We start from the raw sequence: 15,028 nt of genomic DNA, 5'->3' as shown, positions 1-15,028 counted from the left end.
GGGGGACGGCAACGGACCGGCTGCCCTGTGCGGCGGCCCCGTGTCCCGTGCAGATGCTCGCACCACCCGGCGCGCGGCGCGTCGCGGCCGCGCCGCATGTCCCGGGATCCCACTGGAGGATGCCCGTTTTTGGCATTGTCCACCCGTGCCGACGCTGTTACGGGCCCGCCGTACCCTGCGCGAGGATGGCTCTCATGACCCCCATCATCTCCGCAACAGAACTCGCGAGCGAGTCGGCCGGCCCGCGGCCTCCCGTGCTTCTCGACGTCCGCTGGCAGCTGGGCGGGCCGCCCGGACGCCCCGCGTACGAGGCCGGGCATCTGCCCGGTGCCGTATACATCGACCTGGACACCGAGCTGGCGGGTCCGCCCGGGACCGGTGGCCGCCACCCGCTGCCGGACGTGGCGGCCTTCGGGGCGGCGATGCGCGGGGCCGGTGTCTCGGGCGACACCCCGGTCGTGGTGTACGACGACTGGCAGGGGTGGGGCGCGGCGCGGGCCTGGTGGCTGCTGCGCTGGGCCGGGCATACGGACGTACGCGTCCTCGACGGTGGCCTCGCGGCCTGGGACGGGCCCCTGAGCACCGAGACCCCTGTCCCCCCTGCGGGTGATTTCCAGCCGGTGCCCGGGGGCCTCCCGCTGCTCGACGCGGACGGAGCGGCGGCACTGGCCCGCACCGGGCTGCTGCTGGACGCGCGGGCCGCCGAGCGCTACCGCGGCGACGTCGAGCCGATCGACCGGGTCGGCGGGCACATCCCCGGCGCGGTCTCGGCCCCGACGACGGAGAACGTCACCGCTGCCACCGCCTTCCTCCCGGCGGAGGAACTGGCCGCGCGCTTCAAGCGGCTGGGGGCCACGGACGCCCCCGAGGTCGGCGTCTACTGCGGCTCGGGCGTCTCCGGCGCCCACGAGGTCCTCGCCCTGGCGATCGCCGGGATCCCGGCGGCCCTCTACGCGGGCTCCTGGTCGGAATGGTCCTCCGACCCCGACCGCCCGGTGGCGACGGGCCCGGACCGGGGCTGAGGGCTCTCCGGCCTCTGAGGTTCGGGGGTTCCGGCGCTTCGGGGCCGGATCCCCCGCAGGCGCCGTCCCCCGACGGTATCCGGCCGGCCACACGCGGAAGGGCCCGTACGCGGTCGTACGCGCCCTGCCGGCGATCCGCGGACCGGACCGCTATTCCTGCTTCTTGCGCCGCGTGCCGAAGACGATCTCGTCCCAGCTCGGCACCGCGGCCCGCCGTCCCGGGCGCACCCCGTCCGCCTCCGCCTGGCGGTCCGTGGTGCCGGTGAGGCGGTCGCGGTGGCCGCTCACCGAGCGGGGCATCAGGACGTCCGCGTACGCCGAGCCCGCGCCCGCCGAGGCCGCCGGAGCCGGCGGTTCCTCGGGCTCGGGCTCCTGGCCGGGCTCGGTGTCGGCCGGCTCCGTGGCGGGCCGCTCGGGCACGACCATGTCGCCGCGGAAGCTCGGCACCGCCTCCAGCAGACTCGTCAGCGAATCCCGCTCGCTCTCGTCCGGCTCGGGCGCCGGTGCCGGGGTCGGCAGCGGCGTCGGCCGGTCGAGCGTGCGGTCCAGCGGCCGGTCCCGAGGCAGCCGGGCGATGCGCGGTACGAAGGGGAAGCTCGGCTCGGGCGCGACGGCAAGGGTGTCGTCGGTCTCGCCGATCAGCGCACGGGCCTCGTCGTCGACGGCCTGGACGAGCCGCCGCGGCGGGTCGTACGTCCAGCTCGCCGAGTGCGGCTCGCCCGCCACGCGGTACACCAGCAGGACTTCCCACGTGCCGTCGTCACGCCGCCAGGAGTCCCACTGCACGGAGTCCTTCTCCGCGCCGCGCAGCAGCAACCGCTCCTGCACCGCCTCGCCGAGCTGGGGACCGGTGTTCTCCCCGGGACGGCGTACGGGGGTCTTGCGCGCCCGCTCCGCCATGAACGCGCGCTCCGCGAGCACCGGGCCCTCGAAACGACGCACCCGGTCGACGGGGATTCCGGCGAGCTGCGCGACTTCCTCGGCGGAGGCACCGGCTCTTATACGCGCCTGGATGTCGCGGGGGCGGAGATGGCTCTCCACCTCGATCTCGATCTGGCCGAGACGGGCGCGGTCATTGCGCACGGCAGCGCGCAGCCGCTCGTCAATCGGAAGCGTGTACTCCGTACTGTCCGCAGCCTTCAGCACCAGTCGTGTGCCGTCGTTGGAGACGGCCACGACACGCAGTTCGGGCATGGGGACCTCCCGGGTGGTGCCTGCCGACGTCACGTGCGTCGCTGCTTCCGCTAGTCGAGTGTGGCCTGCCCGGGTGCAGCCTGCCACAACATTGCCGAGTTGCCCGGCGTGTCGGGCATGGGCCCTGGATCGCCGTTATGGCACGGTTACCTATTTGCAACGCAGCGTGACTGACTTCGTCACTCTGTGCAGCAGGCGCCCGTGCGGTGCCGCGGCGCCGCCGGTTCGAGTGCCGCCTTCGGCCCCCTCCCGTAAGTCCGGACACCCGTAAGGGAGGCCGGTCCCAGGGCTCGCCACAGTACTCCATTCGGGCCATCGGGGTGGACAGGCGCGCCGCCGAACTTGTCGCGGGGCGCGGGAGTTGGGTCCCCGTGCCCCGGATTCGGGGGTGGCAAGCTTCACAGAATCTCCGGAACCGGAACTATTCGCTTCGCTCATATGTCCCTTCCTGGTGCATGGTGGGACAGATGGGTAAGCAGGGGCTGGAGATGGATCGGAAGCGGGAGCGTCATGACCGGAGCGCCGGGCGGGAGCGGGAGCGGCGGCTCGATCTGAACGTCCCGCAGGTCGCGGGCAGCGCGCTCGCCGCGATCGCGGCGGCGGTGCTCGCCTCCCGCCTCGGGGTGTACGGGACCGTCATCGGCGCGGGAGTGGTCAGCGTCGTCGCGACCTGTGGCGGCTCGGTCTTCCAGCATCTGTTCCGGCGTACCGGCGAACAGCTCCGCGACGCGGCCAAGGCCCCCCGCCAGATGCCGGTGCCCGACGGGGAGTTCGGTGCGGCGACGACGTACGGCACCCGAGTGCGCGGCTGGAAGCGGTCCGTACTCGCCGCCGTCGTCGTCTTCGGGGTGGCGATGACCGGCATCACGACGTACGAGATCGCCTCCGGCAAGGATCTGCACGGCGGTACGGGTACGACGGTCGGCTCCGTCGCACGCGGCGGCGGAGGGCAGTCCCCGGCGTCGGGCACTCCGGACCGGACTCCGCATCAGAACCGGAACCAGGACCCGGATCGAAGCGGGAACCAGCAGCAGACTCCGGATCAGGGCCAGGATCGGGACCAGAGTCGCGATCAGAGTGAGGGGGCACCGACTCCGAGTCCCGAAACCGGTCAGGAAGGCGGCGGCGAGGCCGTTTCACCCGCGCCGACCCCGTCCTCCTCCACGGGGGCGGACGCCGACGCCCCGGAGTCCCCTAAGCCCCCAGCACCCGACGCAGATAGTCGTTCCCGAACACCCGCTGCGGATCCAGCCGGTCCCTGAGCGCAGTGAACTCGCCGAAGCGCGGATAGACGCTCTCGAAGTACTCCGCGTCACGTGTGTGGATCTTGCCCCAGTGCGGTCTGCCGCCGTGCGCGGTCATGATCCGTTCGACCGCGGTGAAGTACGCGCGGTAGGCCGTGCCCTTGTACATGTGCACGGCGATGTACGCGCTCTCCCGGCCCGAGGCGGTCGAGAGCGTGATGTCGTCGGCAGGCGCTGTACGCACCTCCACCGGGAAGCTGATCCGCAGCGGCGAGCGCTCGATCATCGCCCGGACCTCACGCAGCGCCGCGACCGCGGCCTCTCTCGGCAGCGCGTACTCCATCTCGACGAAACGCACCCGGCGGGGACTTGTGAAGACTTTGTAGGGGATGTCCGTGTACGTACGGGCGGACAGGGCCCGGCTGGAGAGCTTCGCGATCGCCGGAATGGTCGCGGGCACCGCCCGGCCCAGCGAGTTGACCACCTGGAACAGGCCGTTGGAGAGGAGTTCGTCCTCGATCCAGGCGCCGACCGCCCCCGGCGGAGCGATCGGACCGGCGCTGCGGTTGTTGCGCTTGGTGTTGCAGTTGCCCGTGTGGGGGAACCAGTAGAACTCGAAGTGCTCGTTCTCCGTGTGCAGTTCGTCGAACTCCGCCGTGACCCGGTCGAAGGTCATCGGCTCCTCGCGAGCCGTCAGGAGGAACAGCGGCTCCACGGCGAAGGTGATCGCGCTGACGACGCCCAGCGCGCCGAGTCCGATCCGGGCCGCGGCGAAGACCTCCGGATTCTCCTTCTCGGAGCAGCGCAGCACCTCACCCTCCGCCGTGACCAGCTCAAGGCCCTTGATCTGCGCGGCGATGGAGGCCGAGTCGCGGCCCGTGCCGTGCGTGCCCGTGCTGGTCGCGCCCGCGACGGTCTGCTCCATGATGTCGCCCATGTTCGTGAGCGACAGGTCCTCACGGGCGAGGGCGGCGTTCAGCCGCTTCAGGGGCGTGCCCGCCTCGACGGTCACCGTCATCGCCGTACGGTCGATCTCCCGGATCCCGGTGAGCAGATCGGGCCGTACGAGAACGCCGTCGGTCGCCGCGATCGCGGTGAAGGAGTGGCCCGTGCCGACGGTCTTCACCCGCAGCCCGTCCTCGGCGGCCCGGCGCACGGCCGCGGCCAGCTCGTCGACCGTGGCGGGGGAGACCTCCCGAACCGGGCGGGAGGTCACTGTCCCTGCCCAGTTACGCCACACGCTCCCCGTCCTGGATGTGCTGGTCATCCTGCCCCTCCCGCGTCGGCACCGGCTTGCGCAGCCGGCGGTACCCCAGGAACGCCACCGCGGCCGCGAGCGCTCCCGACACCACGGGCACCGCGTACGCCGCACCCGCTCCGCGCGCGTCGACCACCCAGCCGGCGGCCGACGAGCCGAGCGCCACACCGACCGCGAGCCCGGTACCCGTCCAGGTCATGCCCTCGGTCAGCTTGGTGCGCGGTACGTGCGCTTCGACGAGGGCCATCGTGGTCACCATCGTCGGTGCGATGGCCAGGCCTGCGACAAAGAGCGCCACGGCCAGGATCAGCAGGTTCCCGGCCAGTAGGAGGGGGATCATACTCACGGCCATCGCGCAGACACCCACCAGCCACCTGCGGGACAGCTCACCCTTGAGGTGGAGCAGCCCGAAGACGGCTCCGGCCAGGCAGGATCCGAGCGCGTACACCGCGAGGACCACGCTCGCCCACGCCTTCTGGTGCTGCTCCTCGGCGAACGCCACCGTCACCACGTCCACCGAGCCGAAGATCGCTCCCGTCGCGACGAACGTGGCCACCAGCACCTGCAGACCGGGAGAGCGCAGCGCGGAGCCTCCGGAGTCATGCTCGCGCGGATGCGGCACCGGCTCCGTGGCGCGCTGCGCCGTCAGCCACAGGACGCCGACGATCAGGAAGCCGGTGGCCAGCAGCGGGCCCGCCTCCGGGAACCAGATCGTCGACAGGCCGATGGAGACGATCGGGCCGACGATGAAGCAGACCTCGTCGGCGATCGATTCGAACGCGTACGCGGTGTGCAGCTGGCGGGGCGAGTCCTGGTAGATCTCCGCCCAGCGGGCCCGTGTCATCGCTCCGACGGCCGGGACGCAGCCGCCGGCGGCGGTGAACACGAACAGGGTCCAGTCAGGAGCCCCCTGCTGGGCGCAGACGAGCAGCCCGGCGAACGCCGCGACCGAGATCAGCAGGGCGGGCCGCAGCACTCGGCGCTGGCCGTGCCGGTCGACCAGCCGGGAGACCTGCGGGCCGAGTACCGCCGCCGAGAGCGCGAGCGTCGCGGAGAGCGCGCCGGCCAGGCCGTACCGCCCTGTCAGCTGGGAAATCATGGTCACGATGCCGATGCCCATCATGGACAGCGGCAGCCGGCCGAGAAAGCCGGCGGCGGAGAACCCCAAGGTGCCGGGGGCGGCGAATATCGCGCGATAGGGACTGGGCAAGAGGGCGCTCCGTAAGGAATATGAGTGGCCGGTACAGCTTACTGGTGAGGTCGCCCTTACGAACCGGTATTCGTGACCGGTTGTCCACCGGGGGTTTCTCGGCTGTCGGAGGGGGGTGGCAGGATCTTCACCATGGCCGAACAGCTCGATCCCGCTCCCTACGACGCCCTGCTGCTGCTCTCCTTCGGCGGCCCCGAGGGCCCGGACGACGTCGTCCCGTTCCTGGAGAACGTGACGCGCGGCCGGGGTATCCCCAAGGAACGCCTCAAGGAGGTCGGACAGCACTACTTCCTGTTCGGCGGGGTCAGCCCGATCAACGACCAGAACCGGGCCCTGCTCGACGCCCTGCGCGAGGACTTCGCGGGCGCCGCGCTGGACCTGCCGGTCTACTGGGGCAACCGGAACTGGGCGCCGTATCTGACCGACACCCTGCGGGAGATGGTGCTGGACGGGCGCCGGCACATCGCCGTGCTCGCCACCAGCGCGTACGCCTCCTACTCGGGCTGCCGCCAGTACCGGGAGAACCTGGCGGACGCGCTCTCCGCCCTGGAGTCCGAGGGGCTGCCGCTGCCGCGCGTCGACAAGCTGCGGCACTACTTCAACCACCCCGGCTTCATCCGGCCCATGGTGGAGGGCGTCCTCGCCTCGCTCGCCGACCTCCCGGAGGACGTACGGGAGGGCGCGCACCTCGCCTTCACGACCCACTCCATCCCGGACGCGGCGGCGGACGCCTCGGGGCCCGTGGCGGAGCACGGGGAGGGCGGGGCGTATGTGAAGCAGCACCTCGACGTGGCCCGGGTGATCGTCGACGCCGTACGGGAGGAGACGGGCATCGCCCACCCGTGGGAGCTCGTCTACCAGTCGCGCAGCGGCGCCCCGCACATCCCCTGGCTGGAGCCGGACATCTGCGACCACCTGGAGGAGCTGCACGGGGCCGGGGTGCCGGCGGTCGTGATGGTGCCGATCGGGTTCGTCTCGGACCATATGGAGGTCCTGTACGACCTCGACACCGAGGCCACCGCGAAGGCCGCCGAGCTCGGGCTGCCGGTGCGCCGCTCGGCCACGGTGGGCGCGGATCCGCGGTTCGCGGCAGCGGTCCGTGAGCTGGTGATCGAGCGCGCCGCCACGGAGCGGGGGAAGGTGGTCGAGCGGTGTGCGCTGGGCGCGCTCGGACCCTCGCACGACCTGTGTCCGATCGGGTGCTGCCCGGCGCGGTCCGAGCGCCCGGCGGCGGCCGGTGCCGACAGCCCGTACGCGTAGGGAGCGCTTCCGATGACCGACCACGCTCTGGACCCTTCGCACGCCGAACTGCTGTCCCTGGCCCTGGAGGCCGGGGCCAGGGCCGGTGAGCTGCTGCGGGACGGCAGGCCGGAGGACCTGGCCGTCGCCGCGACCAAGTCCAGCCCGATCGATGTCGTCACCGAGATGGACATCGCCGCCGAGAAGCTGATCACCGGCTTCCTCGCCGGCCACCGGCCCGAGGACGGCTTCCTCGGCGAGGAGGGCGCGTCGTCGGACGGCAGCAGCGGGATCCGCTGGGTCATCGACCCCCTCGACGGCACGGTGAACTACCTCTACGGCCTGCCCACGTGGGCCGTGTCCATCGCGGCCGAGCGGGACGGTGAGACGGTCGTCGGGGTCGTCGTCGCGCCGATGCGGGGCGAGACGTACCACGCGGTGCTGGGCGGCGGGGCGTGGCTGGGCGACCGTCCGCTGCGGTGCCGTCCGGCACCGCCGCTGGACCAGGCGCTGGTGTCGACCGGCTTCAACTACGTCCAGACCGTGCGCAGCCACCAGGCGGACGTGGCCCAGCGGCTGATCCCCCGCCTGCGCGACATCCGGCGCAGCGGCTCGGCGGCGGTGGACCTCTGCGACGTGGCCGCGGGACGGCTGGACGGCTACTACGAGAGAGGCCTCCACCCCTGGGACCTCGCGGCGGGCGACCTCATAGCCCGCGAATCCGGCGCCCTCACGGGCGGCCGCCCCGGCACCCGCCCCTCCGGCGACCTGACGATCGCGGCGACCCCCGGAGTCTTCGAACCCCTCCAGCGCCTCCTGGACGACCTGGGCGCCTGGCACGACTGACCCTCCCCTCGGGTGGGGGTGCCGGGGGGTTGCCCCGTCGCCCCCGGTACGGCCTTCGGCCGTGTCCTCAATCGCCGGACGGGCTCCGAAGGAGCCTCGCCGGGCGTTTGAGGCGCGGGGGTTCGGGGGCGGAGCCCCCGCAAGCGGGGCCTGGGGGCTTGCCCCCAGTTCGGGAAGGGGCGGGTCGGGGAAAGGCCCGCCGCAGGTGCCCCCGCCCCCCAGCGCGGCACCACCCCGCCCCCCCCGCAACGTCCCACCACCCTGCGCCCCCACCGCCCCGCACGCGCCGCGCCGCGCATGCGAGAGGGCCCGGCCGCCATGTCCATGGCGGCCGGGCCCTCTCGAAAGTGGTCAGGCGCTCGCGGCGCCGACTTCCACGCCATGCTCGGCGGCGAGGCGAAGCAGGTCGTCCAGCTCTGCCTGCTCAACGTCCGCCAGGAAGTCGTCGCCCGTCTCGCGAGCCCGCGTGAGGTCGGTCTCCGTGGCTTTGATGCGCTGCAGGAGTCCTGCGGTGAATGCGTCCATGGTTGCGCCCCCTCGTCGTGGGTCGGTGGCGGGGTTGATCACGCGACTCTCCGTGGGGGACGGAGAGCGGGGTGTGGCGAGCCACATGCATGGCGTGATCGCGGGTGTGCAGTCGTCCTCCCCAGGCCCCACCTCAGAGAAACCTCAACTTGCCCGTGAATCCCGTGATTTCCCGGAGCATGGGACGGCCCCTGTTCCGCCTTACGGCCGGTTTACGCACGTAACGGGCAGGATGGAGGCTCACCATCAGGCCGCGCGTTTTGTGCCGGCCGCTGCCACAGACCCGCCTCGCCCCCGTGTCGGGGGCAGGCCCACAGGAAGGAACCAGCCACGTGCGCGTACTCGTCGTCGAGGACGAGCAGCTGCTCGCCGATGCGGTGGCCACCGGACTGCGCCGGGAGGCCATGGCCGTCGACGTCGTGTACGACGGCGCCGCAGCCCTCGAGCGCGTCGGGGTGAACGACTACGACGTCGTCGTTCTCGACCGCGACCTCCCGCTCGTCCACGGCGACGACGTCTGCCGCAAGATCGTCGAGCTGGGCATGCCCACCCGCGTCCTGATGCTCACGGCCTCCGGCGACGTCAGCGACCGCGTGGAGGGCCTGGAGCTCGGTGCCGACGACTATCTCCCGAAGCCGTTCGCGTTCACCGAGCTCATCGCCCGTGTCCGGGCCCTGGGGCGGCGTACGACCGTGCCTCTGCCGCCCGTCCTGGAGCGCGCCGGGATCAAGCTGGACCCCAACCGCCGCGAGGTCTTCCGCGAGGGCAGGGAGATCCAGCTCGCCCCGAAGGAGTTCGCCGTGCTCGAGGTGCTCATGCGCAGCGAGGGCGCGGTCGTCTCGGCCGAGCAGCTGCTGGAGAAGGCCTGGGACGAGAACACGGACCCGTTCACCAACGTCGTCCGCGTCACCGTCATGACCCTGCGCCGCAAGCTCGGCGAGCCGCCCGTGATCGTCACGGTCCCCGGCTCGGGTTACCGGATCTGACCATGGCCTCAGCACCCGCGCCCCCATCGGCCCCGCCGAAACCGACCTGGGCTCCGGAGGAGCCGGTACAGCCCTGGTTCCGCCCGACCATCCGGATACGGCTCACGCTGCTCTACGGCGGCATGTTCCTCATCGCCGGGATTCTGCTGCTCTCGATCATCTATCTGCTCGCCGCACAGGCCGTGCAGGTGGGCAGCGAGCTGCCGTTCAAGATCGTCAACGGCAATGTGACCAGCGAGGTGTGCAACTTCCCGAACACCGCACCGCCCGCCGAGTTCAACGCGGCGATGAACTCCTGCGTGACCGAGGCGCGTCAGCACGCACTCGACGAGCTGCTCACCCGCTCGCTCTTCGCGCTGGTCGGCCTGAGCGTCATCGCGTTCGCCTTCGGCTTCGCCATGGCCGGCCGCGTCCTGTCCCCGCTCGGCGAGATCACCCGCACCGCGCGCCGCGTGGTCGGCTCGGACCTGTCCCGGCGGATCGAGCTGGACGGGCCGGACGACGAGCTCAAGGAGCTCGCCGACACCTTCGACGAGATGCTGGAGCGGCTGGAGCGGGCCTTCACCGCCCAGCAGCGGTTCGTCGCCAACGCGTCGCACGAGCTGCGCACGCCGCTCGCGATCAACCGCACGCTGCTGGAGGTCCATCTCTCCGACCCGGGCGCGCCGGACGAGCTCCGGCAGCTCGGCAAGACGCTCCTCGCCACCAACGAGCGCAGCGAGCAGCTGGTGGAGGGCCTGCTGCTGCTCGCCCGCAGCGAGAACCAGATCGTCGAGCGCAAGCCCGTCGATCTGGCCGAGGTCGCCACCCGGGCCGTCGACCAGGCCCGCAGCGAGGCCGAGGCCAAGGGTGTGCGGTTCCGCGGGAGACGGGCCCCTGTGGTCGTCCAGGGCAACGGCGTCCTGCTGGAGCGGATCGCGCTGAACCTGGTGCAGAACGCCGTGCGCTACAACGTTCCGGAGGACGGCTGGGTGGAGGTCACCACCGAGATCCTGCCCGGCCACCCGGACCAGGCGGTGCTGGTCGTCACCAACACGGGCCCGGTGGTCCCGGCGTACGAGATCGACAACCTCTTCGAGCCGTTCCGGCGGCTGCGCGAGGAGCGGACCGGCAGCGACAAGGGCGTGGGCCTCGGCCTGTCGATCGCCCGGTCGGTGGCGCGCGCTCACGGGGGCCGTATCATCGCGGAGCCACGTGAGGGCGGCGGCCTCGTGATGCGGGTCACGCTGCCGGTCTGACGTACCGGCCCGACCCGCGAAATCGAGCCGTCGGCCGGGAATCGGTTTTGTTCGCTTTACGCGGAATTTTCGGGACTTGATCCTCGAACGTCCGTGTGTGATCGATCACAGAGGCGAATTTCCGGCCATCCACTCTCCGTGATCGCCGATCCTGCCGTAAAGCCGGTAAAAGTCCGGGTTTTCAGGGGGTCGGATCACGGGAAGTACACGGGGTGGCGCCCGTGAAGTGCGGCATTCGGACCGTGTACGGTCCCCATCGCCATCCAACTCGATCACTCTTGAGGGGTCCGGTTGGGTGTCGATTGAGTAACAGACCTTGATGTGAGGCAAAATCTCCGCCTCGGGTCGGGCACAAGTCCGGCCTCTCACGCGTTACGTGCGCTGGAGACACCGCAAACACCCAGAGGGGGAGAGCGACATGGCAACGGACTACGACACCCCACGCAAGACCGATGACGACATCGATTCCGACAGCCTTGAAGAACTGAAGGCCCGGCGGAACGACAAGACGACGTCGACTGTCGACGTCGACGAGTTCGAGGCCGCCGAAGGCCTGGAGCTGCCCGGAGCGGACCTCTCGAACGAGGAGCTGGCCGTCCGGGTGCTGCCCAAGCAGGCGGACGAGTTCACCTGCATGAGCTGCTTCCTGGTGCACCACAGGAGCCAGCTGGCCCGCGAGAAGAACGGCCAGCCGATCTGCCGAGACTGCGACTGAGGTCCGGTCGGCCGTGGCAGGCGACACACCGCCGGGGAAGCCGTCGAAACCGCCCAGGAGGCTCCGCCTCCGGCGGAAGGGCACCGCAGGCTCCCCGGAGGCGCACAAGAGCGGTCCGGGCCCGTGGGGCGTCGATGACGCGTCCGACGGGGACCTTGCCGCTCTGCCCTCTCCCGGCGACGCACGTGACGACGAGCGAGGCCTGCCGGCCTCGCTCGAGACGGCGCCACCGCCGGCGCTCCCGACCAGGGCCCGGCGTCTGGACGTGGTCAGGCACGGCGTACGCAGGAGCGGCGCGGCCGCCAAGGGCGCGCTGGGCTTCGTGGCCGACCGGATCATCGACATCGCCCCGCGCGTTCCGGTGCGCGACCTCGCGACCCTGCGCGCGCAGTTCCCGGGCCTCGGCCCGGAGCAGCTCGCCGACAAGCTCGTCGCGGGAGCCGCCAACGGCACCTCCACCGTCGGCGCGGGCATCGGCGCGGCGGCCATGCTGCCGATCCCGCCGGCGATGCCGGCCGAGCTCGCCACGGAGATCATCGGCGTCGCGGCGATCGAGCTCAAGCTGATCGCCGAGCTGCACGAGGTCTACGGAATGCGGGCGCCGGGCAACCTGAAGGACCGTGCCTCCGCGTATCTGACCTCGTGGACGGAGGAGCGTGGGATCGACGTCACCAAACCGGCGACGATCAACGCCGCGCTCGGCGGCCGGATGAAGCGCGAGCTGCGCCAGCAGATCATGAAGCGCATGGTCCGCAATCTGCCGAACCTGATGCCGTTCATGGTCGGCGCCGCGGTCGGCGCCGTGATGAACAGGCGGGACACCCGCAAGCTCGCGGACCGCATCAGGAAAGACCTGCGCAAGCGGCAGGTCCCCTGGGACGCACTGCCCGCCCTTCCCCGGCTCGACCAGCCGAAGGAGCCCCTCCGGGAGCTCCAGGAGCCCCCCGGCCGCCCCTGGGGGCCGGCGGGATAGCCCGAGGGGCTTATCCGGCCCGTACGGCGTCCAGCGCGGCCACCAGCGCCTTCGGATCCCGGGTCGAGACGTACACGTACGGCGTCGGATCGGCCGGATCCGTGACCGGGATCCGTACCGCCGTCGGCACGTAGCTGCGCAGCAGCATGAAGGCCCGCGGATCCGCCTTGTACGAGCGCCAGGCCAGCGCCTCCTCGGCGTCCAGCACCTCGGCCTCGCCGAGCGCCGGCACCGGAATCCGCGCGTCCCCCGCGACCAGCGAGTCCGCGACCACCCGGATCCGGGCGGAGCCGTACGAACTCACCCCGGCCGCCGCCAGCGCACCCGCGCCGATCAGCCCGCCCAGTGCCGGCACCGTACCCAGGGGAAAGAGCACCAGGCCGCCCGAAAGCGCGACCAGGGCGGTGATCGCCCACCAGGAACGGGGGGCGGTGAGGCGTTCGTCGTAGCGAGGGGCGGAAGGCTGCATGACAGCAAGCTTGGCACGGCGCGACCTGCCCCTATCCGCGCGGGTAAGGTCTGCGCCTGTGAGTACTGCACTGACCCCTCCCGCCGACGCCATACCGCCGGTACGGCACCCCGAGGCGCCGGCTCCCGGCGAGCTCCTCGGCGCGCACTACGAGCACTGCTTCGGCTGCGGCGGAGAACAGCCCCACGGGCTGCATCTGGAAGCGCGGGCGGGCGAAGGCGTCAGTCTCACCGCCGAGTTCACGGTCACGCCCGCCCATCAGGGCGCGCCGGGCCTCGCCCACGGCGGCGTGCTCGCCACCGCGCTCGACGAGACGCTCGGCTCGCTCAACTGGCTGCTGCGCGTCATCGCGGTGACCGGACGGCTGGAGACCGACTTCGTCCGCCCGGTGCCGGTCGACACCGTGCTGCACCTGGAGGCCGAGGTCACCGCGGTGGCCGGCCGCAAGATCTACTCCAGGGCCACGGGCCGGATCGGCGGCCCCGAGGGGCCCGTCGCGGTCCGCGCCGAAGCCCTCTTCATCGAGGTCAAGGTCGACCACTTCATCGACAACGGCCGCCCGGCGGAGATCCAGGCCGCCATGGCCGATCCCGACCAGGTCAGGCGCGCCCGCGCCTTCGAGGTGAACCCCTGATGTCCCAGACGCGCAATCCCGTCGACGTACTGATCCGGCGACTGGACCCGGAGGTGCCGATTCCGGCATACGGACATCCGGGCGATGCCGGTGTCGATCTGGTGACCACGGAGGCCGCCGAACTCGAGCCGGGGGAGCGCACGGTACTGCCCACCGGAGTCTCGATCGCGCTCCCGGACGGGTATGCGGCCTTCGTCCACCCGCGTTCGGGGCTGGCGGCCCGCTGCGGATTGGCCCTCGTGAATGCCCCGGGGACGGTGGATGCCGGGTACCGTGGGGAGATCAAGGTGATCGTGGTCAATCTGGACCCGCGCGAGAGCGTACGGTTCGAACGGTTCGACCGGATTGCCCAACTGGTCGTCCAGCAGGTCGAGAAGGTGCGCTTCCACGAGGTGGCGGAACTTCCCGGCTCGGCGCGGGCCGAGGGGGGCTTCGGGTCCACCGGCGGTCATGCCGCCGTGGGCGGGTCAGCCGTGGACGGCTCACAGGGTGGGAATCGATACGCTTCGGTCGTATCCGACCGGGAAGGACAGTGACGTGTTCGGACGTCGCAAGAAGAGCGGATCCGCCGAGGATGTGGCGGGCGAGGCCGAGCAGGTCGTCGACGAGCTCGACACTGAGGACACCGAGGACGCGGCCGAGGACCAGCCGCGCCGCGTGAACCTTCCGCCGGCGCCGCGGCCCGACGGCCCGTGGGACGTCTCCGAGGTCTCCAAGCCCGACGAGGGCCGGGTGGACCTGGGCGGCCTCTTCGTGCCCGGGGTCGACGGCATGGAGCTCCGGGTGGAGGTCGCGGGTGACGCGATCGTCGCTGCGACGGTCGTGCTGCGCGACAGCGCGATCCAGCTGCAGGCGTTCGCCGCGCCCAAGAAGGAGGGCATCTGGGGCGAGGTCCGCGAGGAGATCGCCTCCGGCATCACCCAGCAGGGCGGCGTCATCGACGAGGTCGAGGGCCCGCTGGGCTGGGAGCTGCGGGCACAGGTCCCCGTCCAGCTGCCGGACGGCACCGGCGGCGTACAGCTGGTGCGGTTCGTCGGCGTCGACGGCCCCCGCTGGTTCCTGCGCGGAGTGATCTCCGGCCAGGGCGCGGTGCAGCCCCAGGCGGCCGGCCTGCTGGAACAGATCTTCCGCGACACCGTCGTGGTCCGTGGCGAGGGCCCCATGGCGCCGCGCGACCCGATCGTCCTGAAGCTGCCGAACGACGCGCAGATGGTGCCCGAGGGCGTCCAGCAGGAGGAGCAGGAGACCTCACGCTTCTCCGGCGGCATGGGCCAGCTCCAGCGCGGCCCGGAAATCACCGAGGTCCGCTAGCGCCTCCGGCGGGCTTCGGGGCTGGGTGTCCTGGGGTCCGCTTTTGGCTGTGGCGGTGTTCGTCGGCTCCAGCGCGGCCCGGAAATCACCGAGGTCCGCTAGCGCCTCCGGCGGGCTTCGGGGCTGGGTGTCCTGGGGTCCGCTTTTGGCTGTGGCGGTGTTCG

The 15,028-nt window shown here is 71.6% G+C and carries 16 protein-coding genes; 11 read left to right on the top strand and 5 right to left on the bottom strand.

Going from position 1 to position 15,028, the window contains the following annotated elements; genetic code table 11:
- Positions 1-194: 194 nt before the first annotated feature.
- A complete protein-coding gene (locus tag ABT342_RS17030; protein WP_351573630.1) occupies positions 195-1,022 on the top strand; it encodes a sulfurtransferase in 828 nt (275 codons plus the stop codon).
- Positions 1,023-1,172: 150 nt separating this feature from the next.
- On the opposite strand, the gene sepH is transcribed toward ABT342_RS17030, so the two are convergent.
- Positions 1,173-2,249 (bottom strand): septation protein SepH, encoded by a 1,077-nt coding sequence (gene sepH, locus ABT342_RS17025; protein ID WP_351573627.1) that lies wholly within the window; start codon positions 2,247-2,249, stop codon positions 1,173-1,175.
- 434 nt (positions 2,250-2,683) lie between these two features.
- On the opposite strand from sepH, the gene ABT342_RS17020 reads away from it, so the two are divergent.
- On the top strand, positions 2,684-3,478 hold the full coding sequence (locus ABT342_RS17020) for a hypothetical protein (RefSeq protein ID WP_351573624.1): 795 nt from the start codon (positions 2,684-2,686) through the stop codon (positions 3,476-3,478).
- On the opposite strand, the gene ABT342_RS17015 is transcribed toward ABT342_RS17020, so the two are convergent.
- Complete coding sequence (locus ABT342_RS17015) at positions 3,411-4,727, bottom strand: D-arabinono-1,4-lactone oxidase (RefSeq protein ID WP_351573621.1); 1,317 nt, start codon at positions 4,725-4,727, stop codon at positions 3,411-3,413. The genes ABT342_RS17020 and ABT342_RS17015 overlap by 68 nt on opposite strands.
- Entirely contained in the window at positions 4,690-5,928 is a 1,239-nt protein-coding gene (locus ABT342_RS17010; RefSeq protein WP_351573618.1) for an MFS transporter, read from the bottom strand. Before ABT342_RS17010 ends, ABT342_RS17015 begins: the two co-directional genes overlap by 38 nt.
- A gap of 132 nt (positions 5,929-6,060) precedes the next feature.
- Here ABT342_RS17010 and ABT342_RS17005 point away from each other — a divergent pair, with 132 nt between their 5' ends.
- Both ABT342_RS17005 and ABT342_RS17000 read left to right on the top strand, forming a co-directional pair.
- Positions 6,061-7,188: a ferrochelatase gene (locus ABT342_RS17005; protein ID WP_351573615.1), complete on the top strand. Its 1,128-nt coding sequence runs from the start codon at positions 6,061-6,063 to the stop codon at positions 7,186-7,188.
- Positions 7,189-7,200: 12 nt separating this feature from the next.
- On the top strand, positions 7,201-8,013 hold the full coding sequence (locus ABT342_RS17000; protein ID WP_351573612.1) for an inositol monophosphatase family protein: 813 nt from the start codon (positions 7,201-7,203) through the stop codon (positions 8,011-8,013).
- 351 nt (positions 8,014-8,364) lie between these two features.
- Here ABT342_RS17000 and ABT342_RS16995 read toward each other — a convergent pair whose 3' ends face one another.
- The gene (locus tag ABT342_RS16995) at positions 8,365-8,538 is read right to left on the bottom strand and encodes a hypothetical protein (protein WP_351573609.1); all 174 of its coding nucleotides are present in this window, start codon (positions 8,536-8,538) and stop codon (positions 8,365-8,367) included.
- A gap of 332 nt (positions 8,539-8,870) precedes the next feature.
- On the opposite strand from ABT342_RS16995, the gene ABT342_RS16990 reads away from it, so the two are divergent.
- From ABT342_RS16990 to ABT342_RS16975, 4 genes are all read left to right on the top strand, one after another.
- Positions 8,871-9,524, top strand: a complete 654-nt coding sequence (locus tag ABT342_RS16990; protein WP_351573606.1) for a response regulator transcription factor — start codon at positions 8,871-8,873, stop codon at positions 9,522-9,524.
- 2 nt (positions 9,525-9,526) lie between these two features.
- Positions 9,527-10,762: a sensor histidine kinase gene (locus ABT342_RS16985; protein ID WP_351573603.1), complete on the top strand. Its 1,236-nt coding sequence runs from the start codon at positions 9,527-9,529 to the stop codon at positions 10,760-10,762.
- Between the two features lie 418 nt (positions 10,763-11,180).
- The gene (locus ABT342_RS16980) at positions 11,181-11,477 is read left to right on the top strand and encodes a DUF4193 domain-containing protein (RefSeq protein WP_017946571.1); all 297 of its coding nucleotides are present in this window, start codon (positions 11,181-11,183) and stop codon (positions 11,475-11,477) included.
- 13 nt (positions 11,478-11,490) lie between these two features.
- On the top strand, positions 11,491-12,450 hold the full coding sequence (locus tag ABT342_RS16975) for a hypothetical protein (RefSeq protein WP_351573599.1): 960 nt from the start codon (positions 11,491-11,493) through the stop codon (positions 12,448-12,450).
- A gap of 10 nt (positions 12,451-12,460) precedes the next feature.
- Here ABT342_RS16975 and ABT342_RS16970 read toward each other — a convergent pair whose 3' ends face one another.
- Positions 12,461-12,919 carry a DUF3093 domain-containing protein gene (locus ABT342_RS16970; RefSeq protein ID WP_351573597.1) on the bottom strand — a complete coding sequence of 153 codons (459 nt, stop codon included), beginning with the start codon at positions 12,917-12,919 and terminating at the stop codon, positions 12,461-12,463.
- Between the two features lie 58 nt (positions 12,920-12,977).
- On the opposite strand from ABT342_RS16970, the gene ABT342_RS16965 reads away from it, so the two are divergent.
- The 3 genes from ABT342_RS16965 to ABT342_RS16955 are packed head-to-tail and all read left to right on the top strand — an operon-like array spanning position 12,978 to position 14,864.
- Complete coding sequence (locus tag ABT342_RS16965; RefSeq protein ID WP_351573594.1) at positions 12,978-13,553, top strand: PaaI family thioesterase; 576 nt, start codon at positions 12,978-12,980, stop codon at positions 13,551-13,553.
- Positions 13,553-14,089, top strand: a complete 537-nt coding sequence (gene dut, locus ABT342_RS16960; RefSeq protein WP_351573591.1) for a dUTP diphosphatase — start codon at positions 13,553-13,555, stop codon at positions 14,087-14,089. Before ABT342_RS16965 ends, dut begins: the two co-directional genes overlap by 1 nt.
- 1 nt (position 14,090) lies before the next feature.
- Positions 14,091-14,864, top strand: a complete 774-nt coding sequence (locus tag ABT342_RS16955) for a DUF3710 domain-containing protein (RefSeq protein ID WP_351573589.1) — start codon at positions 14,091-14,093, stop codon at positions 14,862-14,864.
- The last annotated feature ends 164 nt before the right edge of the window (positions 14,865-15,028 follow it).

This window comes from Streptomyces sp. NPDC000410, from assembly GCF_040300305.1.
In the GTDB taxonomy this organism is placed as follows: Bacteria; Actinomycetota; Actinomycetes; order Streptomycetales; family Streptomycetaceae; genus Streptomyces.
The sequence above is the reverse complement of the archived record's forward strand: the minus strand, read 5'-3'. Positions and strand labels throughout refer to the sequence as shown.